Source organism: Citrobacter sp. EC_71 (assembly GCF_019584005.1).
GTDB classification, from domain to species: domain Bacteria; phylum Pseudomonadota; class Gammaproteobacteria; order Enterobacterales; family Enterobacteriaceae; genus Citrobacter; species Citrobacter werkmanii.
This window is the reverse complement of sequence record NZ_VDAY01000005.1, coordinates 101660-122850: the sequence shown is the minus strand read 5'-3', so window position 1 is coordinate 122850 and position 21191 is coordinate 101660. Positions and strand designations below refer to the sequence as shown.

Sequence of the window (21191 nt, the reverse complement as noted above, 5' to 3'; positions counted from 1 at the left end):
ATGATCAATTCGCCCCGAGTGTGCATTCAGGTACAAAGCGTCTACATTGAGGCGCAATCCTCACCTGATGATGAACGTTACGTTTTTGCTTATACCGTGACTATCCGCAATTTGGGGCGAGCGCCTGTGCAGCTGTTGGGGCGTTATTGGTTGATCACTAATGGTCATGGCCGCGAAACCGAAGTTCAGGGCGAAGGTGTGGTTGGCGTTCAGCCCCATATCGAACCTGGCGAAGAGTATCAGTACACCAGCGGAGCGGTAATTGAAACACCGCTGGGCACCATGCAGGGTCATTACGAAATGATCGATGAACAAGGCATTGCCTTTACCATCGACATTCCCGTGTTTCGGCTCGCCGTTCCAACACTCATTCACTAAAACAATAACTATGGCAACATACCTTATTGGCGACGTTCACGGTTGTTACGATGAACTGATCGCCTTGCTGCACCAGGTAGACTTTAACCCCGAACAAGACACCCTCTGGCTCACCGGCGATCTGGTCGCGCGTGGGCCAGGCTCTCTGGACGTTTTACGCTACGTGAAATCTCTGGGCGATAGCGTGCGGTTAGTCCTTGGCAATCACGATCTGCACCTGCTGGCCGTGTTTGCTGGTATCAGCCGTAACAAACCGAAAGACCGGCTCACACCGCTGCTCGAAGCCGCGGATGCGGATGAGTTACTTAATTGGTTACGCCGCCAGCCGCTCTTGCAGATTGATGAAGAGAAGAAGCTGGTGATGGCGCATGCCGGTATCACTCCACAATGGGACCTGCAGACGGCAAAAGACTGTGCTCGCGATGTTGAAGCCGTGCTGTCGAGCGACTCGTATCCCTTCTTCCTTGATGCGATGTACGGCGACATGCCCAATAACTGGACCCCGGAACTCACGGGGCTGGCACGCCTGCGTTTTATTACCAACGCTTTTACTCGCATGCGTTACTGCTTCCCCAACGGTCAGTTGGATATGTACAGCAAAGAGTCACCAGAAGAGGCACCTGCCCCGCTGAAGCCGTGGTTTGCCATTCCTGGACCTGTCAGTGAAGCGTACAGCATTGCATTCGGGCACTGGGCATCGCTGGAGGGTAAAGGCACACCAGAAGGTATTTACGCGCTGGATACGGGGTGTTGTTGGGGAGGCGATCTCACCTGTCTGCGCTGGGAAGACAAACAGTACTTTGTGCAGCCATCAAATCGCCATCTGAATCTGGATCCTGGCGAAGCAGTCAACGCCTGATAGTCGTTTGCCGGATGCGGTGCCCGCACCTTATCCGGCAAACGAATATGCCATCAGGCATCCAAATTAACGACGCTCCAGAACCTCGAAGCAGTAGCTGTGAGAGTTTTGCGCGTCGGCATCGTGGAATTCACTGAACACCGATTCCCAGTCATCCGGCTCGTAGTCCGGGAAATGCGTATCCCCTTCCACTTCAGCGTCAATATGCGTCAGATACAGTTTCTGCGCTTTTGGCAGGAACTGCTCATACACACGCCCACCGCCAATTACCATAATTTCAGGCTCATCGCCGCAGGCCGCAATTGCTTCATCTACAGACTTCACCCACTGCACGCGATCGTCGGTGCCAGGCTTACTGCTGATGACGATATTTTTACGCCCAGGTAACGGTCGCCCGATGGACTCCCAGGTGTGGCGTCCCATGACAACCGGCTTGTTTAAGGTATTACGTTTAAACCAGGCGAGATCGGCAGGGAGGTTCCACGGCATGGCGTTCTCCATACCGATGACGCGATCTACCGCTAACGCCGCAATCAGACTGATCATTGAATATTTCCCGGATACAAAAAAATTGTCGCCACTATACGGAAAGCGCAATCTTTCGTCGACTGGCGGAAAGAGGATGAACAGGAAAATTTTCCGTTCTGCTGGCGAACCGACCTATTTATGGTGGTACGCCAGCATTACAGTAGTTCAAAAACAGCCAATTAGCAGTAAAGTTTGCAGAACATCACATTTTTTACCCTATACTGACGGTTTCACTTCCGGCTCATCGGCGACGTCGCCCGTATGCTTACCTTCATCCGTGCCTTGCCAGCCATGGCGTTGAATTAACGATAAGTGCTGACGATCTTCCGCAATAATTTCACTCAGCATTGCGCTGGTGCGTTTATAAACGGCCGCGCGGGAAGTCGCGTCATTTTCCCCTTTCACCATCTCCTCTACCATCATGGTATTGAATCGGCGGAATACGTCGGCCCGCTCACGCGCCTCATAGCGCCCAAGGCCGAGCCCCTCCAGCGCCAGACGTCCAGTCTTCAGTGCACCTTCAAAGGTTTCACGTTCCGGCATATCCACGCCCGCCTGGCGCAGGCGGATGTAATGATCCACGTCGCGCGCACGAGCAATAATTTGCAGATGCGGGAAATGCTCTTTCACCATTTCGGTTAACTGCAGGCTGGTTTGCGGATCGTCAATGGCATTAATAATGACTTCAGCTTTCGCCGCCCCTGCAGACTCCAACAGATCCATCCGGGTCGCATCGCCATAGAAAACCTTCATGCCGAATTTACGCAGCGTTTCGATATGGTCCGGGTCATGATCAAGAACCACCATTTTGACACCGCTGGACAACAACAGACGACCGGTTATCTGGCCAAATCGCCCAAATCCAGCGATGATCACCCGCGGTTGCTCCTCATCGATTTCATCGGCTTCCCGCTCTTCCTCTGTCGCTGATTTTTCCAGACGCGTCAAAATCACCAGCAAAATCGGCGTAGCCGCCATCGATAGCGCCACCGCCAACGTCAGCGATTTCGCCCAGTCGGGATCGAGCACATTTGCCATTTGCGCCGCGCCAAACACCACAAAAGCAAACTCACTGCCCTGCCCTAATAATACGGCAAACCAGCGGCGCTGCTTGTTCGGCACCTGCAACGGTTTCGCTATCAACCACAGCATGACGGTTTTAATAACCAGGAAACCGACCAGCAAAATGATAATGCGCAAGGGATTATCAATCAGCGTACCAAAGTCGATAGACATCCCCACACCGATGAAAAACAGCCCCAGCAGCAGACCTTTAAACGGCTCAATGTCGCTTTCCAGCGCGTGCCGATACTCAGAGCTCGCCAGCAGCACCCCGGCCAGGAATGCCCCCATCGCCATCGACAATCCAACCTCTTCCAACAGCAGACCGAAGCCAAACACGAGGAACAGCGCAACGGCACTAAATACTTCCCGCAGGCCCGAACGGGCAACAAAACGTAAGGCCGGACGTGTGACATAACGCCCCAACACCACCACCAATACCAGTGCGCCCGCTACCTTAAGGGCAGACAATGCAAACGCCCCAAGCGTTGTCGATGCACCGCTCGCTGCCAGCAACGGAATCATCGCCACCAGTGGAATAGCGGCGATATCCTGGAACAGCAGCACGGCAAACGCGCTGCGGCCCATTTGTGAAACCATCAGGTTGCGTTCATTCATCGCCTGCATAGCGATAGCCGTAGAGGAAAGCGCCAGCGTCATGCCGATCAGTTCCGCTACCTGCCAGCGCAGGCCGAGGAACATACAGAACCCACCAATCAGGCCCCCGCATACCACCATCTGTAGCGCGCCGCCGCCGAACACCGAGGCTCGAAGTTTCCACAAACGTTGCGGATCCAGCTCCAGACCGATGACAAACAGCATCAGCACCACACCGATCTCCGCAAAATGCAGGATGGATTCGGCATCCGTCACCAGCCTCAGGCCCCATGGACCGATAATGCACCCGGCGATGAGATACCCCAGTACCGACCCGAGCCCCAACCGTACGGCGATGGGGACAATCAGTGCCGCCGATCCGAGGTAAATCAGCGCCTGTATCAGCGTATGGCTATCCATGGTGTGCCTCCTGCCATTCCATCAGACGCTGTTTGTAGTGACGCGCCTGCGCTTGCAGGGTTTCATCATCACAGATAAACGTACAGTGCATCGCAAACGGCGGCAGCCATTTGAGGCCGCAATAGAGCGCTGTTGCCTGTAAAGGCTGGGAGAGCACATCAAATCCGGGATGGGAGCCAATATCGAAGTGGTTTTCACCGCCGCCGGTCGTCACCGCCCACAGCAGATGTTTACCGTGCAGCGCAGTTCCACCGTGGCCGTACGCCCAACCGTGTGCAAGGACCTTGTCCATCCACAGCTTGAGTAATGGAGGTGTGCTGTACCACTGCATCGGATGCTGCCAGATGATCAAATCAGCGCGTGCCAGCGCATCCTGTTCAGCGGCAATATCGATATTGAAGTCGGGGTAGAGCTGGTAGAGCGAGCGGATCTCCACGCCCTCCAGCGTCCTTGCCTGTTCAAGCATCCGCTTATTCGCATGCGAGTGCTGCGGATAGGGATGCGCATAAATGATGAGGATCATGATTAGCCTGTTTCACTGCATTATTGTAATAACAGTGAGTTTAGTCACTTAATCCGCAGGCTAACAGTCAATATTATTGAGTGGCTGAATGGAGAAAACTGAACTAGTTATCCAGCTCGCTCATATCTTTAACCTGATCGCGGTTAATCTGTTCCGTCTTACCCGTCTGGGCATTTTTGTACGATACCAGGCCAGTATCATCATCGACTTGCGGTTTGCCGTCAGTGACGATTGTTTTGCCATCGGTGGTTTTAACCGCCTGGTTTGAGGAACAACCGGCCACGGTAAACAATGCTGCTGCGGTAAAAATAGAGGTGATCAGGATATGTTTTTGCATGGTGTTCTCCCTGCTTTTCAGTTGCTTTCAGTGATATACCTGTTAACTGTAGGCTAACTGACTGAGTTACAGGGAAAATACAGAACACTCCTAATAGCCCGCCCTGGTCACGGGCTTACTGCGAATCGTCATTTGACTGGTTTGCGCCAGCGTCAGACCTCGCGTTTCCGGGGCGAAAGCGATGGACACAAGCAGGCCAATCAGCGAAATTCCTGCGCCCATCAGCATGACATTGCTGATCCCGTATTTGGTGATGAACACCGGCAGGGCCCAGGTTGAAACAATGGTGCCAATGCGGCTTAAGGACATGATCACCCCGACGGCAGACGCGCGAATATCGGTAGGGAACAGTTCATTTGGGTACAGCCACTGCAGATTTCCCGGTCCCCCCGAGAAAAACGCGTACACGGCAAACGCCAGCACCACCAGCCACGCCCCCATATCAGGAATTAACCCCAGCACGGCCAGCGCCAGCGTCATCATTATAAAGCTGCCAATTAACAATGGCCGACGGCCCGCGCTATTGAGCCAGAACATGGGCGGAATGCACCCCAGCATAAAGCACAGGCTTATCACCACATTGCCCAACGCCGCGCTTTTCCCGGCACCAAGCCCCAACAGTCCAACAATCTGCGGACCAAAGGTATAAATGGCGAACATCGGGATCACCTGGCAGGTCCAGATAGCGGCGACAAACAGTACAAACGGGAAATGGCGGCGGTTAAACAGCTGTAGGAAGCGCGTCTCCTGCGGTGCCTCTTCGTCGAACACCACCGGTTCGCCGAACAGTTTGATCATCATCGCTTCACACTCTTTCACCCGACCTTTACGCAGCAGCCAGCGCGGCGATTCAGGAAGATCGAAGCGCCCAATCAGGATCAAAATACAGGGGATCACCGCGCTGCCCAGCATCCAGCGCCATCCGCCCTCAACATCATACAGCCAGTAACCGACCAGATCGGCACAGGTAGCGCCGACATACCACATCGCGGCGATAAAACCGATGGAGAAAGCGCGCTGGCGGGTATTGGAGAACTCGGTAATCATCGAGGTGGCAATCGGATAATCGGCACCAATCACAATGCCGATCAACACGCGCATCACCAACAGCTCAACGGGCGAGGAAACAAACATGGTTGCCGCCGATATTACACCAATGGCGATAATATCGATGATGAACATTTTGCGCCGCCCGACCTTATCGGAAATGTAGCCAAACAGCGACGTCCCCACAAACAGACCGGCGAGCGTGCCGGCACCCAGCAGACCAATCCACTGTGCGTCCAGTTTCAATGCTGGCGTGAGCTGTTCCAGCGCCACGCCAATCATCACCAGCACATAACCATCCAGAAATGGCCCACCGCTTCCCCACAGCATTATCCGGCGGTGAATAGAGGTAAATTTGATGTCATCAAAGTTCCTGGGCTGCTGCATAGCGACTTCCTGTTTCAACACGGGCAAAGCGTCATCTGTAAGCCGGATAAGGCGTTTACGTCGCCATCCGGCATTGGCTCCACATGATTGCCGGATGGCGACGTTAACGCGTCTTATCCAGCCTACGGGTGCACAACCTCGTACTTATTAGCCGTAGCGAAACTCCACGCCAAATGTCCCGCGCGGGTATTCCCACTTTTCCAGCGCTGTATCAAGTCCGAGAATGCGGCACGTTCCGCACTCCAGGCATCCGGCATAATCAAAACGGACGCTGCCATCGTCCTGCTTTTTATACAGTCCGGCTGGACAAGCCTTAATCAGCACTTCCAGCGTCTGTTTATCAGGATCGGTTTTGAGAATGATATGCGGGCTTTCTTCGTCCACATTGAACTTATTGACGCCCAGTTTGACGTCCACATTGACGGGAGATGTCATAATACGGTCACTCCTTTCAGGCCATCTTTCATCAGGTTGATGAAGCCCACTTTCTTCGCATGGCGCAGGATTTTTTTGCGCATTGGCACCGGAGCAGAGCCATCTACGGTGAACAGGTCGCGCGCGATACTGACCGCCATTTCGGGATAGGCGGTAAACATGCGTGGGTTATCAAGGAAAGCGGGAAGCTTCTGATACATGCGCATATCGCGCATTGGACCATCATCGAGATGCTGACGGTATTCGCCCAGCGACTGCTTGCTGAAGTCGTCGCGCTTCATCGCGGAAAGCACCGTCTTCGCCGCCGCTTCGCCTGCTGATATGGCGAGATCCATACCGCGGATGGTAAAGCCGAGGTTCATACACATTCCGGCAGCATCACCGGCAATCAGTACTCCGTCACCCACCAGTTCAGGCTGCATATTCATACCGGCCTCCGGTACGACGTGCGCGGCATATTCCACCAGCTTGCCACCGGCGATAAGTGGGGCAACCGCCGGATGCTGTTTGAAATCTTCCAGCATTTGTGGGACCGATTTTTTAGCATCTTTCAGATGATGAAGCCCGCAGACCAGCCCCAGAGAAAGGGTCGTTTCATTTGTATAGAGGAAGCCCCCGCCCATCAGACCATCGGTCGGTGAACCGGCAAACAGGCAGGCTGCGCCTTCGTTCCCCTGTAACTGGAAACGATCTTCAATCACCGATTTTGGCAATTCGATCAGCTCTTTTACGCCAACAGCAACATGTGATGCCTCAACGCGCCTGGCCATGCCCAGTTTTTCTGCCAACAAAGAATTCACCCCGTCAGCGAGGATCACAACTTTGGCTTCCAGAATATCGCCGTCGGCTTCCACGCCCACGACTTTGCCTTCTCGCTGCACAACGTTATCCACGCGAATACCGGTGATAAGCTGGGCTCCCGCTTCCTCGGCCTGCTCCATCAGCCAGGCGTCAAATTTGCTGCGTAAGACGGAATAAGAAACCTGCGACGATGCGGCCTCTTCACCATTGCAATAGTCGATGGTCATCGCCCCTTTGTCGGTCATAAAGGCGAGTTTTTCGTGGGTGATTATGCGTTCAATGGGGGCCTGCTCAGCAAAACCGGGAATGATGCGCTCCAGGCTATGCGCATACATGCGCCCACCGGTGACATTCTTCGCACCAGCAGAATTGCCGCGCTCGATGACCAGCACCTGTGCACCTTCCCGAGCCAGCACCAGCGCCGCAACCGAACCGGCCAGACCTGCACCCACGATGATGGCATCAAAGATATCTTCGGACATACGTACTCCTGTCAGTGGCAGGATACTTTCGCACCCTGCCCGAATGGTTTAACGCGCCAGAGCAGCCGTCAGCGCAGGCAGGATCTTCAGCGCATCGCCAACGATGCCAAAATCTGCGTACTGGAAGATCGGCGCATTTTTATCTTTGTTGATGGCGAAAATCGTCTGCGCGCCGTTGGCGCCGACCATATGTTGGATCTGCCCGGAGATCCCCACGGCCAGGTACAGTTCTGGTTTGAGCATCAGGTTGGAAATGCCGACGTAGCGTTCGTGCTCCATCCACTTCTCGTTTTCAGCCACCGGACGCGAACAGGCCAGCTCAGCGCCAATGGTCTGGCACAGTGCTTCAGCCAACGAGATATTTTCTTTGCTACCAATACCGCGTCCCACGCTGACCACCAGACGGGCTTTGTCGAGATCGACGCTGTTGCTCTGACGCGCCTGAGTTGCCGTACGGGTCACGGCAATAGCCGGAGCCTGCCACTGGATGGTGTGCACCTCGCCGCTGCGGGCGGTATCCGGTTGCTGCGCGTCAAACGTTCCGCTGCTGAGTGTGATCACAGCAAACGGTGAAACGATTGTTTCTGCCCCCATCGCCAGGCCGCCGTAGACCATATGTTTGACCGCTGCTTTTCCGTCCTCCACCGCGACTGCACTGGCGTCGTTTGAGACCGCAGCCGACAAGCGAAAGCCCAGCTTTGCCGCTAACAGCTTGCCCCGACGCGTATTCGGCAGCAGCACCGCGCCGCCCTCGCTGTGCTGACGAATGGTCTCGGCCATCGCATCGGCGTAGTCTTCAACCATACGGTCTTCTGGTTTGCCGCTGAGCAGCCAGACATGAGCTGCGCCTAAATGGCATGCCGCCGCGCTGTCCTCATCGCTGAGTACAAATGTGTTAACGTTTTCACCTAAAGCCTGCGCACCATTCATCAGTTCCGGCAGACGAGAAGGGGTATCGCTGAATACCCAGACACTGGAAAATTTGTTCATAACATCCCCTGATAATTAAATGATTTTGCGAAGATTCTCGACAAACGCGGCAATCTGTTCTTCACCGTCACCTTCAATCACAACGCGCTGACGCTCGCGCTGCTTCGGTGCGGCAACCTGTTGTTCGGAATACGCTTGCGCGCCGTTCAACCCAATGTCCGCAGACGACCAGACCTGAACCGGTTTTTTCGCCGCGCCAAGAATGGCTTTCATGGAAGGGATTTGAGGGGTGTTGATGTCAGTAGAAACCGCGATCACCGCCGGAAGCGGGATACTCAGGGTTTCAACTTCATCTTCCAGTTCACGCTCTACCGTCAGCGTGTTGTCGGTAAGAGAGAGGATTTTACTCACGCCGTTAATCGCCGGCACGTTCAGCATTTCGCCCACCAGCAGACCAACCTGCTGAGCATAAAGATCGGAAGAACCGTCGCCGCAAATAAGCAGATCAAAACCTGACTTTTGTGCGGCGGCAGCCAGCACGGTGGCGGTTTGTTGCGGCAGCGCCTGTTCAAATTGTTCGTCAATGACAACAATCAGTTCATCAGGGCCACGGGAGAGCACGTCTTTGCGCCCTTTTGCATTGGTCAGCGCTTTGCCGCCGACGCTCATGGCCACAACCTGAGCCTCTCCCACCTGCTGTTTCAATTGGCAAGCCGCTTCGATCGCATTCAGATCATATTGGCTGATTTTGCCATCCGCTTTGCTGAAATCAAGTGTTCCATCAGCATTATTAATCGCAATATCCTGCTCATCAGGTACGCATTTATAGCAAGTAATTATCTTCATTGCATCTCCAGAAATCATGAAGGAAACGTATTTATATCGGCGGTGTTAAATACAGATATCACGCTCTTTAATTCGGAAATAAAACATTAATCACCAATATTGAAAATGTCACACATTGATATTCGTAACTTTCAATAGTGTTATGCACTTCACCAATATTGAAAGAAACATGTCAAACACGAAAATTTTCAATATTGTTTGCTGGTTCAACAATATTGAACGCCAGTCACTTAAAAAAGTTAAAAAATAAACATCAAGATTATGATTAATAAAGAAATTATTTGTATTTTCAGACAAAATAACCAGCATAAAAAAGTGTGACACAGATAACAGAATAGCCGAAAATGAATACCCATTATGAGTTACTCACTGAGGCGCCCCAGAGGTTAAAAAGTTATCAACAAATCATTAATAATAAATAAACAAACGATCACACACTGGCACGCTAAATAAATTTCGTTTTCACACTGGAATTCACTTATGAAAAATGAAAAGAGAAAGTCGGGAATTGAACCGAAGGTTTTTTTTCCGCCATTAATAATTGTTGGGATACTTTGTTGGCTAACAGTAAGAGATCTTGATGCCGCTAACGTCGTTATTAATGCGGTATTCAGTTATGTCACCAACGTCTGGGGCTGGGCATTCGAATGGTATATGGTCGTCATGCTCTTCGGCTGGTTCTGGTTGGTCTTTGGCCCATATTCGAAAAAGAAATTAGGCGACGAAAAACCCGAGTTTAGTACCGCCAGCTGGATTTTTATGATGTTCGCGTCCTGTACATCCGCCGCGGTGCTGTTCTGGGGTTCCATCGAGATCTACTACTATATCTCTACCCCGCCGTTTGCTCTCGCCCCCAACTCCGTTGGCGCAAAAGAGATAGCTCTGGCGTACAGCTTGTTCCACTGGGGACCGCTGCCGTGGGCAACCTACAGCTTCCTTTCAGTCGCATTCGCCTACTTCTTCTTTGTACGCAAAATGGACGTTATCCGTCCCAGTTCCACGCTAGTGCCATTAGTGGGCGAGAAGCATGCCAAGGGCTTGTTCGGCACCATCGTCGATAACTTCTATCTGGTGGCGCTGATCTTCGCGATGGGAACCAGCCTCGGTCTCGCTACCCCGCTGGTAACCGAGTGTATGCAATGGCTGTTCGGTATTCCGCATACGCTGCAACTCGACGCCATCATCATTACCTGCTGGATCATATTGAACGCCATTTGCGTGGCCTGCGGCCTGCAAAAAGGGGTCAAGATCGCCAGCGACGTACGTAGTTACCTGAGCTTCCTGATGCTCGGCTGGGTGTTTATCGTCAGCGGCGCCAGCTTCATCATGAACTACTTCACCGACTCGGTCGGCATGCTGCTGATGCATCTGCCGCGCATGCTGTTCTACACAGATGCCATCGGCAAAGGCGGCTTCCCGCAGGGCTGGACTGTTTTCTACTGGGCGTGGTGGGTTATTTACGCCATCCAGATGAGTATCTTCCTGGCACGTATTTCTCGCGGTCGTACCGTACGTGAACTGTGTTTCGGGATGGTGTTGGGCCTGACTGCATCAACCTGGATCCTGTGGACCGTCCTTGGCAGCAACACGCTGCTGCTGATGGATAAAAACATTCTCAACATCCCGCAGTTGATTGAACAACACGGCGTGGCGCGCGCCATTATCGAAACCTGGGCTGCTTTACCGCTCAGCACCGCCACCATGTGGGGATTCTTTATCCTCTGCTTTATTGCCACCGTCACGCTAATTAACGCCTGCTCCTACACCCTGGCGATGTCCACCTGTCGCGAAGTTCGTGATGGTGAAGAACCGCCGCTGTTGGTGCGTATCGGTTGGTCCGTTCTGGTCGGCGTCATCGGCATCGTTCTGCTGGCGCTGGGTGGGTTGAAGCCCATTCAGACCGCAATTATCGCCGGGGGATGTCCGCTGTTCTTCGTCAACATCATGGTGACGCTGTCCTTTATTAAAGACGCCAAAGTGCACTGGAAAGACAAGTAATTCTTATTAACCCAATTGATCAAGAGGCTGAAAGATGGATTTCAACTTAAATGACGAGCAGGAACTGTTTGTCGCCGGTATTCGTGAACTGATGGCCAGTGAGAACTGGGAAGCTTATTTTGCCGAGTGCGATCGCGACAGCGTCTATCCTGAGCGTTTTGTAAAAGCGCTGGCGGATATGGGCATCGATAGTCTGTTGATCCCGGAAGAACACGGTGGGCTGGAAGCCGGTTTTGTCACCGTTGCCGCCGTCTGGATGGAACTCGGACGTCTTGGCGCACCGACTTACGTGTTGTATCAATTACCAGGCGGTTTTAACACTTTTCTGCGTGAAGGTACCCAAGAGCAAATTGATAAAATCATGGCGTTCCAGGGGACCGGTAAGCAGATGTGGAACTCGGCGATCACAGAACCGGGAGCGGGATCGGATGTTGGCAGTCTGAAAACCACTTATACACGCAAAAATGGTAAGGTTTATCTTAATGGCAGTAAGTGCTTTATCACCAGTAGCGCCTATACCCCGTACATCGTAGTGATGGCGAGAGATGGTGCATCACCGGATAAACCTGTTTATACCGAATGGTTTGTTGACATGAGCAAGGCGGGTATCAAGGTCAACAAACTGGAGAAACTCGGTCTGCGCATGGATAGCTGCTGTGAAATCACCTTTGATGACGTTGAACTGGACGAGAAAGACATGTTCGGTCGGGAAGGTAATGGCTTCAACCGTGTGAAAGAAGAGTTTGACCATGAACGCTTCCTCGTCGCGCTGACCAACTACGGTACGGCAATGTGCGCTTTTGAAGACGCCGCGCGTTATGCCAACCAACGCGTACAGTTTGGCGAAACGATCGGCCGTTTCCAGCTGATCCAGGAGAAGTTCGCGCACATGGCGATCAAACTAAATTCCATGAAAAATATGCTGCTGGAAGCTGCGTGGAAAGCGGATAACGGCACCATTACCTCGGGTGACGCGGCAATGTGTAAATACTTCTGCGCCAATGCCGCGTTCGAAGTGGTAGACACCGCTATGCAGGTACTGGGCGGAATAGGCATCGCGGGTAACCATCGCATCACGCGTTTCTGGCGTGACCTGCGCGTTGACCGTGTTTCTGGTGGTTCTGACGAAATGCAGATCCTGACGTTGGGTCGTGCGGTACTTAAGCAATACCGCTAATTCAGCACGATTCATAGGCCGGATGGCGGAGCGAGCGCCTTATCCGGCCTACATGGACACCCATAAATGCCAGGAGAAAAATGATGAATCATTTACCAATGCCAGCCTTCGGCCCGCTTTCCGGGGTACGCGTTGTCTTTTCAGGGATCGAAATTGCCGGTCCGTTCGCCGGACAGATGTTCGCCGAATGGGGTGCTGAGGTTATCTGGATTGAAAACGTCGCATGGGCCGATACCATCCGCGTGCAGCCGAACTATCCGCAGCTCTCACGCCGTAACCTGCACGCCCTGTCGCTGAATATTTTCAAAGATGAAGGTCGGGAAGCGTTTCTGAAGCTGATGGAAACCACCGATATTTTCATTGAAGCCAGTAAAGGCCCGGCCTTTGCCCGCCGCGGTATTACCGATGAAGTGCTGTGGGAACATAACCCGAAACTGGTTATCGCCCACCTTTCCGGCTTCGGCCAGTTTGGTACCGAGGAGTACACCAATCTTCCGGCGTATAACACCATCGCGCAGGCGTTCAGTGGCTATCTGATCCAAAACGGCGACGTGGATCAGCCAATGCCAGCCTTCCCGTACACCGCCGATTACTTTTCCGGGATGACCGCAACGACAGCGGCGCTGGCGGCCCTGCACAAAGTGCGCGAAACGGGTAAAGGTGAAAGCATCGATATCGCTATGTACGAAGTGATGCTACGCATGGGTCAGTATTTCATGATGGATTACTTCAACGGCGGCGAAATTTGCCCACGCATGACCAAAGGCAAAGACCCGTATTACGCTGGCTGCGGCCTGTATAAATGCGCCGATGGCTATATCGTCATGGAGCTGGTCGGCATCACGCAAATCAACGAGTGCTTCAAGGATATTGGCCTCGCCCACATTCTTGGCACACCGGAAGTCCCGGAAGGCACCCAGCTTATTCATCGTGTGGAATGCCCTTACGGCCCGCTCGTGGAAGAGAAACTGGACGCCTGGCTGGCAACGCACACCATCGCCGAAGTCCAGGCGCGCTTTGCTGAGCTGAACATCGCCTGCGCGAAGGTGCTGACCATTCCAGAACTGGAAGGCAACCCGCAGTACGTTGCCCGTGAATCTATTACTCAGTGGCAAACGATGGACGGTCGCACCTGCAAAGGACCGAACATCATGCCGAAATTTAAAAACAATCCGGGGAAAATCTGGCGCGGCATGCCGTCACATGGCATGGATACGGCCGCCATTCTGAAAAACATTGGTTATAGCGAAGCAGACATAAATGAGCTGGTCGGCAAAGGCCTGGCCAGAGTTGAGGAATAAACGCGACGCGCTGACCGCTCATTGGTTAGCGCTCACGCCTGATTTCAGTGGATAAAGCAATATGGATATCGTTGGCGGACAAAACTTACGTCAGATGTGGGACGACCTGGCCGGGGTGTACGGAGATAAAACGGCGTTAATTTTCGAATCCTGCGAAGGAGTCGTTCGGCAGTTTAGCTATGCCTCGCTCAATGAAGAGATTAACCGCACAGCAAACTTGTTCCATTCCTTAGGGATCCGCAAGGGCGATAAGGTCGCATTGCATCTGGATAACTGTCCGGAATTCATTTTTTGCTGGTTTGGGCTGGCAAAAATTGGCGCCATCATGGTACCGATTAATGCCCGCTTGCTGGGTGAAGAAAGTGCCTGGATCCTGCAAAACAGCCAGGTAAGCCTGCTGGTCACCAGCGCCCAGTTTTATCCTATGTACCGCCAGATACGGCTGGAAAATAGCACCCCGCTTAATCATATCTGTCTGATTGGCGAACAGCTTCCGGCTGACGACGGCGTGAGTCACTTTATCCAACTGCAATCCCGCCAGTCCGCCACGCTGTGCTATACACCTGCGTTATCCACTGACGATACGGCGGAAATTCTGTTTACCTCAGGCACCACCTCTCGACCTAAAGGGGTGGTAATTACCCACTACAACCTGCGTTTTGCGGGCTATTACTCTGCCTGGCAAATTGCTCTGCGTAATGATGACGTCTACATGACGGTGATGCCCGCTTTTCATATCGACTGTCAGTGTACCGCCGCAATGCCAGCATTCTCCGCAGGCAGCACCTTTGTGCTGCTAGAGAAGTACAGTGCCAGGGCGTTCTGGAATCAGGTGCATAGATATAAGGCGACGGTTACCGAATGCATTCCGATGATGATCAGAACGCTAATGGTGCAGCCCGCTGCACCAACCGACAGACAGCATCACCTGCGCGAAGTGATGTTCTACCTCAATTTATCCGAGCAGGAAAAAGACGATTTTACCGAACGCTTTGGCGTCAGGCTGCTGACCTCCTACGGTATGACTGAAACCATCGTCGGTATTATCGGCGACCGTCCCGGTGACAAACGACGCTGGCCCTCCATTGGCCGCGTGGGGTTTAGCTATGAAGCCGAAATCCGTGACGATCACAACCGTCCCCTGCCCGCCGGAGAAATTGGCGAAATCTGCATTAAAGGCGTGCCGGGCAAAACCATCTTCAAAGAGTACTACGCGCAGCCGGAGGCTACCGCCAAAGCGCTGGAACCTGAGGGCTGGTTACATACCGGTGATTCGGGCTATCAGGATGAGGATGGCTATTTTTATTTCGTCGACAGACGCTGCAACATGATTAAACGCGGCGGGGAAAATGTCTCCTGCGTCGAGCTGGAAAATATTATTTCTGCGCATCCGAAAATTCAGGACATTGTGGTTGTCGGTATTAAAGATTCAATCCGTGATGAAGCCATTAAAGCGTTTATCGTCCTTAATGAAGGTGAAACATTAAGCGAAGCCGAGTTCTTCAGCTTCTGCGAAAACAATATGGCGAAATTCAAGGTTCCCTCTTTTATGGAGATAAGAACCGACCTGCCGCGCAATTGTTCAGGAAAAATAATCAAAAAAAATCTGAAATAACCCTTCCGACAGGAATTCCTCCTGCCGGGAAATCTATTTATCTGGAGATGAACTATGAGTGAATCATTACATCTGACCCGTAACGGCCCGATCCTGGAAATTACCCTCGACCGGCCTAAAGCCAATGCCATTGACGCCAAAACCAGCTTTGCCATGGGTGAAGCATTTCTTAATTTTCGTGACGACCCGGAATTACGCGTAGCGATTATCACCGGTGGCGGTGAGAAATTCTTTTCTGCGGGCTGGGACTTAAAAGCAGCGGCTGAAGGTGAAGCGCCGGACGCCGATTTTGGCCCAGGCGGCTTCGCCGGTTTAACCGAAATTTTCGACCTCGATAAGCCGGTCATCGCTGCGGTTAACGGCTATGCGTTTGGCGGTGGTTTTGAATTGGCGCTGGCGGCGGATTTTATCGTCTGCGCGGAAAACGCCAGCTTCGCGCTACCGGAAGCCAAGCTCGGGATCGTGCCAGACAGCGGTGGCGTACTGCGTCTGCCTAAGCTGCTGCCACCGGCAATCGTCAACGAAATGGTGATGACCGGCAGACGAATGGGCGCCGAAGAAGCGCTGCGCTGGGGCATCGTCAACCGCGTTGTCAGCCAGAGCGAACTGATGGATAGCGCGCGTGAACTGGCGCAGCAGTTGGTGAATAGCGCCCCGCTCGCGATCGCCGCACTGAAAGAGATTTACCGCACCACCAGCGAAATGCCGGTGGAAGAAGGCTACCGCTACATCCGCAGCGGCGTGCTGAAGCACTATCCATCAGTGCTGCATTCGCAAGATGCGCTTGAAGGACCGCAGGCGTTTGCCGAAAAACGCGACCCGGTGTGGAAAGGTCGTTAATGTGCCGATGCCGGATAGCGATTCGCTTATCCGGCAATAAAACCGAGATAAAACGATGAGCTACTACGCCTTTGAGGGCCTGATTCCGGTGGTACATCCGGATGCCTTTGTCCATCCCAGCGCCGTACTGATTGGCGATGTCATTGTGGGTGCCGGAGTTTATATTGGCCCGCACGCGTCATTGCGTGGTGATTATGGTCGCTTGATCCTGGAGGCAGGTTCTAATCTGCAGGATGGCTGCATTATGCACGGCTACTGCGACACCGACACCATCGTGCATGAGAACGGACACATCGGCCATGGCGCAATCCTGCACGGTTGCGTGGTGGGCAGAGATGCGCTGATCGGCATGAACAGCGTCATTATGGACGGCGCAGTGATTGGCGAAGAGAGCATTGTCGCCGCCATGAGCTTTGTCAAAGCCGGATTTCAGGGAGAGGCAAGGCAGATGCTGGTGGGCTCACCCGCTCGCATATTGCGTGAAGTCACGGACCAGGAACTGCACTGGAAACGGCTAAACACCAAAGAATATCAGGATCTTGCAATCCGCTGCCAAACAGGTCTACACGAAACGCTGCCCTTAACGCGGGTCGAAGAAAACCGGCCGCGCCTGAAAGGCACGACGGACGTAAAACCCAAATCAGCACAGTAATTGATGCCGGATGCGCTCACGCTTATCCGGCCTACGCGTCAATCACCGTTTATGCCACCATCAGGCAAACTAATTATTAGCGACGCATACTCTTGGAGAGCATCATCTGCCATTTCTGCTCACGATTAAGCTCTGTTGGAGGAACAGCGGACAGGCGCGGCGTTTTCGCCACACTTACCTTTTTTTCCTGCAAATTGTGATTCAATCGGCGGTAGAGATGAGAATCAATACTAATGATTTTTACCAGACGCTGGCACTGGCAGCCCCGACCAGCAATCTGATTCGGGATCATCTTAACTTCACAAACAATTTCTCCCACTTCCGACAGAATATAAGAGAGCGTATTAATTGCTTTGCAGTGTTCAATATCAAAATGGCGGGAAATTTCCTTGGCGGTAATCCAACGATCCTCAGCCATCATCCAGTCGGCAATTAACAAATAAAGCGGTCTTTCAACATATTTTTCACACATAAGCACACCATTTCACAAATTAAAAATCTGGCTACGGCCTGTCCAAATTAATAAAAACTAAGCCATATTAAAATTGTGGATATGAAGGATAGTATGCGACTTAAATATTGAATAGTGTGAGCAATATCGTGCTTATTACATTGAAAATGTGGTTACGGAAACGGACTTCTCCAGGAATGACCTGAAAGAGTAAAAAAAAAACGGTTCCTATACAGGAACCGTTTCTAATTTATATTGCAGATCCAATTAACGGCAATATCACCGATATCTTCAGTTTATTACTTTTTGATCTGCGCGTGCATTTCCTGCACCGAGGTTACTTTCTCGGTAGCGTCCGCGTTCAGCGCCATCGCGGTGGCGAAGCCGCCGTTCAGGGTAGTGTCGTAGTGCACTTTGTACTGCAGCGCGCTGCGGCGAATCAGCTTGGAGTCTTCAATCGCCTGACGACCTGCGGTGGTGTTGATGATGTAGGTGTATTCGCCATTCTTGATGCGGTCCTGAATGTGCGGACGACCTTCATGCACCTTGTTCACCAGACGCGGGTTGATACCCGCTTCGCCCAGCACAATCGCGGTACCGTGGGTGGCATCCAGCTCGAAGCCTTGTTTCAGCAGCTTAGCGGCCAGGTCCACCACGCGCTCTTTGTCGCCTTCGCGAACGGAGAGCAGCGCACGGCCCTGTTTCTTCATCGTGGAGTTACTGCCCAGCTGCGCCTTAGCGAACGCTTCCGCGAAGGTACGGCCCACGCCCATCACTTCCCCGGTAGAGCGCATTTCTGGCCCTAACAGCGGGTCAACGCCCGGGAATTTGTTGAACGGCAGCACCACTTCTTTCACCGAGTAGTACGGCGGGATAATTTCTTGGGTCACGCCCTGCTCGGTCAGCGATTTGCCGGCCATCACGCGCGCCGCCACTTTCGCCAGCGGCACGCCGGTGGCTTTGGAGACGAACGGTACGGTACGCGCCGCACGCGGGTTGACTTCAATCAGGTAGACTTCGTTGTCTTTCACTGCAAACTGTACGTTCATCAGGCCGCGTACCTGCAACTCGAAGGCCAGTTTCTGCACCTGCTGGCGCATCACATCCTGAATTTCCTGGCTCAGCGTGTAGGCTGGCAGGGAACAGGCGGAGTCGCCGGAGTGTACGCCCGCCTGCTCGATGTGTTCCATGATGCCGCCAATCAGCACCATTTCGCCGTCGCAGATGGCGTCAACGTCGACTTCAATCGCATCATCAAGGAAGCGGTCCAGCAGCACCGGCGCATCGTTAGACACGCTGACCGCAGTCTGGAAGTAGCGACGCAGGTCGGCTTCGTCATAGACGATTTCCATCGCGCGGCCGCCCAGGACGTAAGACGGGCGCACCACCAGCGGGTAACCAATCTCTTTCGCCTTCTCAACCGCTTGTTCAATGGCGGTGACGGTGGCGTTCGCCGGCTGCTTCAGCTTCAGACGGTCAACCGCGTGCTGGAAGCGTTCACGGTCTTCCGCGCGGTCGATGGCGTCCGGGCTGGTGCCGATAACCGGTACGCCTGCGGCTTCCAGTTCACGCGCCAGCTTCAGCGGGGTCTGGCCGCCGTACTGCACGATGACGCCCTTCGGCTTCTCGATGCGCACGATTTCCAGCACGTCTTCCAGCGTCACCGGCTCGAAGTACAGACGGTCGGAGGTGTCGTAGTCGGTGGAGACGGTTTCCGGGTTACAGTTGACCATGATGGTCTCGTAACCGTCTTCGCGCAGCGCCAGCGAGGCGTGTACGCAGCAGTAGTCAAATTCGATCCCCTGGCCGATTCGGTTCGGGCCGCCGCCGAGGACCATGATTTTGTCGCGGTCAACGGACGGGTTAGATTCGCACTCTTCTTCATAGGTGGAGTACATGTAGGCGGTGTCGGTGGCGAATTCCGCCGCGCAGGTATCCACGCGCTTGTAGACCGGATGCAGGTTGTACTGGTCGCGCAGCTTGCGGATTTCCGCTTCGCGCACGCCTGCCAGCTTCGCCAGGCGCGCATCGGCAAAACCTTTACGCTTCAGGTGGAACAGGAAGTCAGCGTTGAGGCCGTTAATGCCCACTTCCGCCACTTTCTCTTCCAGACGCACCAGCTCTTCAATCTGCACCAGGAACCAGCGGTCGATGTTGGTCAGGTTGAACACGCCGTCGACGGAGAGGCCCGCGCGGAACGCATCGGCGATGTACCAGATACGCTCAGCGCCCGCATCTTTCAGCTCGCGGCGGATTTTGGTCAGCGCTTCCGGGTCGTCGAGGCTCACTTTCGGGTCGAAGCCGGTGGCGCCCACTTCCAGGCCGCGCAGCGCTTTTTGCAGAGATTCCTGCTGGGTGCGGCCAATCGCCATCACTTCACCGACAGATTTCATCTGGGTGGTCAGACGGTCATTAGCGCCAGCGAATTTCTCGAAGTTGAAGCGTGGAATCTTGGTGACAACGTAGTCGATAGACGGCTCGAAGGAGGCCGGAGTACGCCCACCGGTGATGTCGTTCATCAGTTCGTCGAGGGTGTACCCCACCGCCAGTTTGGCCGCAACTTTGGCAATCGGGAAACCGGTGGCTTTCGAGGCCAGCGCCGAGGAGCGGGAGACGCGCGGGTTCATTTCGATAACGATCAGACGGCCGTCTTTCGGATTCACCGAGAACTGGACGTTAGAACCGCCGGTTTCAACGCCGATTTCACGCAGTACCGCCATCGAGGCGTTACGCATGATTTGGTATTCTTTGTCGGTCAGGGTCTGCGCCGGGGCCACGGTGATAGAGTCACCGGTGTGGATACCCATCGCATCGAAGTTTTCGATAGAGCAGACGATGATGCAGTTGTCGTTTTTATCACGCACCACTTCCATCTCGTACTCTTTCCAGCCGATCAGCGATTCATCAATCAGCAGCTCATTGGTTGGCGAGAGGTCCAGACCGCGTTCGCAGATTTCTTCGAACTCTTCACGGTTGTAAGCGATACCGCCGCCGGTGCCGCCCATGGTAAAGGACGGACGGATGATGCACGGGAAGCCTACATCAGCGGCAACCGCCAGCGCTTCTTCCATAGTGTGCGCGATACCGGAACGCGCGGTGTCGAGGCCGATTTTCTTCATTGCCACATCGAAGCGACGACGGTCTTCTGCTTTATCAATCGCATCGGCGGTCGCACCAATCATGGTCACGCCGAACTCTTCCAGTACGCCCTGACGCTCCAGCTCCAGCGCGCAGTTCAGCGCGGTCTGGCCGCCCATGGTCGGCAGCACCGCATCCGGACGCTCTTTTTCGATGATTTTGCGTACCACTTCCCAGTTAATCGGCTCGATGTAGGTCGCATCGGCCATTTCCGGGTCGGTCATGATGGTTGCCGGGTTAGAGTTCACCAGAATAACGCGGTAACCCTCTTCGCGCAGCGCTTTACACGCCTGGGCACCGGAGTAGTCAAACTCACACGCCTGACCGATAACAATCGGGCCCGCGCCCAGAATCAGGATACTTTTTATGTCTGTACGTTTTGGCATG

General features: G+C 53.6%; 19 protein-coding genes. 8 read left to right on the top strand and 11 right to left on the bottom strand.

Translation table 11 applies throughout. The features are described 5' to 3' along the window. Positions 1-378 (top strand): Co2+/Mg2+ efflux protein ApaG, encoded by a 378-nt coding sequence (gene apaG, locus FHD02_RS07100; protein ID WP_003018867.1) that lies wholly within the window; start codon positions 1-3, stop codon positions 376-378. Positions 379-388: 10 nt separating this feature from the next. Next, on the top strand, positions 389-1237 hold the full coding sequence (gene apaH / locus FHD02_RS07095) for a bis(5'-nucleosyl)-tetraphosphatase (symmetrical) ApaH (protein ID WP_220393755.1): 849 nt from the start codon (positions 389-391) through the stop codon (positions 1235-1237). A 66-nt stretch (positions 1238-1303) separates the two neighbouring features. Here apaH and folA read toward each other — a convergent pair whose 3' ends face one another. The 9 genes from folA to FHD02_RS07050 form a co-directional block, all read right to left on the bottom strand. Further along, positions 1304-1783 carry a type 3 dihydrofolate reductase gene (folA, locus tag FHD02_RS07090; RefSeq protein ID WP_137383754.1) on the bottom strand — a complete coding sequence of 160 codons (480 nt, stop codon included), beginning with the start codon at positions 1781-1783 and terminating at the stop codon, positions 1304-1306. Positions 1784-1981: 198 nt separating this feature from the next. After that, positions 1982-3844, bottom strand: coding sequence for a glutathione-regulated potassium-efflux system protein KefC (gene kefC / locus FHD02_RS07085; RefSeq protein ID WP_220393754.1), 1863 nt, complete (start codon positions 3842-3844; stop codon positions 1982-1984). Beyond that, positions 3837-4367 (bottom strand): glutathione-regulated potassium-efflux system oxidoreductase KefF, encoded by a 531-nt coding sequence (kefF, locus tag FHD02_RS07080; protein WP_079937112.1) that lies wholly within the window; start codon positions 4365-4367, stop codon positions 3837-3839. The genes kefC and kefF overlap by 8 nt, the downstream gene beginning before the upstream one ends. Before the next feature lie 103 nt (positions 4368-4470). After that, positions 4471-4704, bottom strand: coding sequence for a YgdI/YgdR family lipoprotein (locus FHD02_RS07075; protein WP_003018880.1), 234 nt, complete (start codon positions 4702-4704; stop codon positions 4471-4473). A gap of 90 nt (positions 4705-4794) precedes the next feature. Continuing rightward, complete coding sequence (locus FHD02_RS07070) at positions 4795-6138, bottom strand: MFS transporter (protein WP_003845694.1); 1344 nt, start codon at positions 6136-6138, stop codon at positions 4795-4797. 147 nt (positions 6139-6285) lie between these two features. Then, complete coding sequence (fixX, locus tag FHD02_RS07065) at positions 6286-6573, bottom strand: ferredoxin-like protein FixX (protein WP_220393753.1); 288 nt, start codon at positions 6571-6573, stop codon at positions 6286-6288. After that, entirely contained in the window at positions 6570-7856 is a 1287-nt protein-coding gene (locus FHD02_RS07060) for an FAD-dependent oxidoreductase (RefSeq protein WP_123268686.1), read from the bottom strand. The genes fixX and FHD02_RS07060 overlap by 4 nt, the downstream gene beginning before the upstream one ends. A 48-nt stretch (positions 7857-7904) precedes the next feature. After that, positions 7905-8846: an electron transfer flavoprotein subunit alpha/FixB family protein gene (locus FHD02_RS07055; protein ID WP_220393752.1), complete on the bottom strand. Its 942-nt coding sequence runs from the start codon at positions 8844-8846 to the stop codon at positions 7905-7907. 15 nt (positions 8847-8861) lie between these two features. Further along, on the bottom strand, positions 8862-9632 hold the full coding sequence (locus FHD02_RS07050; protein ID WP_079937116.1) for an electron transfer flavoprotein FixA: 771 nt from the start codon (positions 9630-9632) through the stop codon (positions 8862-8864). 480 nt (positions 9633-10112) lie between these two features. On the opposite strand from FHD02_RS07050, the gene caiT reads away from it, so the two are divergent. The 6 genes from caiT (at position 10113) to caiE (ending at position 17215) form a co-directional block, all read left to right on the top strand. Then, positions 10113-11630 (top strand): L-carnitine/gamma-butyrobetaine antiporter, encoded by a 1518-nt coding sequence (caiT, locus tag FHD02_RS07045; RefSeq protein WP_003829695.1) that lies wholly within the window; start codon positions 10113-10115, stop codon positions 11628-11630. Positions 11631-11664: 34 nt separating this feature from the next. Beyond that, positions 11665-12807 (top strand): crotonobetainyl-CoA dehydrogenase, encoded by a 1143-nt coding sequence (caiA, locus tag FHD02_RS07040; RefSeq protein ID WP_220393751.1) that lies wholly within the window; start codon positions 11665-11667, stop codon positions 12805-12807. A gap of 83 nt (positions 12808-12890) precedes the next feature. After that, positions 12891-14108: an L-carnitine CoA-transferase gene (gene caiB, locus FHD02_RS07035; RefSeq protein WP_003018901.1), complete on the top strand. Its 1218-nt coding sequence runs from the start codon at positions 12891-12893 to the stop codon at positions 14106-14108. 61 nt (positions 14109-14169) lie between these two features. After that, entirely contained in the window at positions 14170-15723 is a 1554-nt protein-coding gene (gene caiC, locus FHD02_RS07030) for a crotonobetaine/carnitine-CoA ligase (protein ID WP_220393750.1), read from the top strand. A 54-nt stretch (positions 15724-15777) separates the two neighbouring features. Continuing rightward, a complete protein-coding gene (caiD, locus tag FHD02_RS07025) occupies positions 15778-16563 on the top strand; it encodes a crotonobetainyl-CoA hydratase (RefSeq protein WP_220393749.1) in 786 nt (261 codons plus the stop codon). Between the two features lie 55 nt (positions 16564-16618). Next, positions 16619-17215 (top strand): carnitine operon protein CaiE, encoded by a 597-nt coding sequence (caiE, locus tag FHD02_RS07020; RefSeq protein WP_220393748.1) that lies wholly within the window; start codon positions 16619-16621, stop codon positions 17213-17215. Positions 17216-17291: 76 nt separating this feature from the next. Here caiE and caiF read toward each other — a convergent pair whose 3' ends face one another. Next, positions 17292-17687 carry a carnitine metabolism transcriptional regulator CaiF gene (caiF, locus tag FHD02_RS07015; protein WP_220393747.1) on the bottom strand — a complete coding sequence of 132 codons (396 nt, stop codon included), beginning with the start codon at positions 17685-17687 and terminating at the stop codon, positions 17292-17294. A 278-nt stretch (positions 17688-17965) separates the two neighbouring features. Continuing rightward, a complete protein-coding gene (gene carB / locus FHD02_RS07010) occupies positions 17966-21190 on the bottom strand; it encodes a carbamoyl-phosphate synthase large subunit (protein ID WP_220393746.1) in 3225 nt (1074 codons plus the stop codon). Position 21191 lies beyond the last annotated feature (1 nt).

Coding starts and splice junctions, on each gene's coding strand:
- apaG (WP_003018867.1), top strand. CDS start 1: ATGATCAATTCGCCCCGAGTGTGCATTCAGGTACAAAGCGTCTACATT.
- apaH (WP_220393755.1), top strand. CDS start 389: ATGGCAACATACCTTATTGGCGACGTTCACGGTTGTTACGATGAACTG.
- folA (WP_137383754.1), bottom strand. CDS start 1,783: ATGATCAGTCTGATTGCGGCGTTAGCGGTAGATCGCGTCATCGGTATG.
- kefC (WP_220393754.1), bottom strand. CDS start 3,844: ATGGATAGCCATACGCTGATACAGGCGCTGATTTACCTCGGATCGGCG.
- kefF (WP_079937112.1), bottom strand. CDS start 4,367: ATGATCCTCATCATTTATGCGCATCCCTATCCGCAGCACTCGCATGCG.
- FHD02_RS07075 (WP_003018880.1), bottom strand. CDS start 4,704: ATGCAAAAACATATCCTGATCACCTCTATTTTTACCGCAGCAGCATTG.
- FHD02_RS07070 (WP_003845694.1), bottom strand. CDS start 6,138: ATGCAGCAGCCCAGGAACTTTGATGACATCAAATTTACCTCTATTCAC.
- fixX (WP_220393753.1), bottom strand. CDS start 6,573: ATGACATCTCCCGTCAATGTGGACGTCAAACTGGGCGTCAATAAGTTC.
- FHD02_RS07060 (WP_123268686.1), bottom strand. CDS start 7,856: ATGTCCGAAGATATCTTTGATGCCATCATCGTGGGTGCAGGTCTGGCC.
- FHD02_RS07055 (WP_220393752.1), bottom strand. CDS start 8,846: ATGAACAAATTTTCCAGTGTCTGGGTATTCAGCGATACCCCTTCTCGT.
- FHD02_RS07050 (WP_079937116.1), bottom strand. CDS start 9,632: ATGAAGATAATTACTTGCTATAAATGCGTACCTGATGAGCAGGATATT.
- caiT (WP_003829695.1), top strand. CDS start 10,113: ATGAAAAATGAAAAGAGAAAGTCGGGAATTGAACCGAAGGTTTTTTTT.
- caiA (WP_220393751.1), top strand. CDS start 11,665: ATGGATTTCAACTTAAATGACGAGCAGGAACTGTTTGTCGCCGGTATT.
- caiB (WP_003018901.1), top strand. CDS start 12,891: ATGAATCATTTACCAATGCCAGCCTTCGGCCCGCTTTCCGGGGTACGC.
- caiC (WP_220393750.1), top strand. CDS start 14,170: ATGGATATCGTTGGCGGACAAAACTTACGTCAGATGTGGGACGACCTG.
- caiD (WP_220393749.1), top strand. CDS start 15,778: ATGAGTGAATCATTACATCTGACCCGTAACGGCCCGATCCTGGAAATT.
- caiE (WP_220393748.1), top strand. CDS start 16,619: ATGAGCTACTACGCCTTTGAGGGCCTGATTCCGGTGGTACATCCGGAT.
- caiF (WP_220393747.1), bottom strand. CDS start 17,687: ATGTGTGAAAAATATGTTGAAAGACCGCTTTATTTGTTAATTGCCGAC.
- carB (WP_220393746.1), bottom strand. CDS start 21,190: ATGCCAAAACGTACAGACATAAAAAGTATCCTGATTCTGGGCGCGGGC.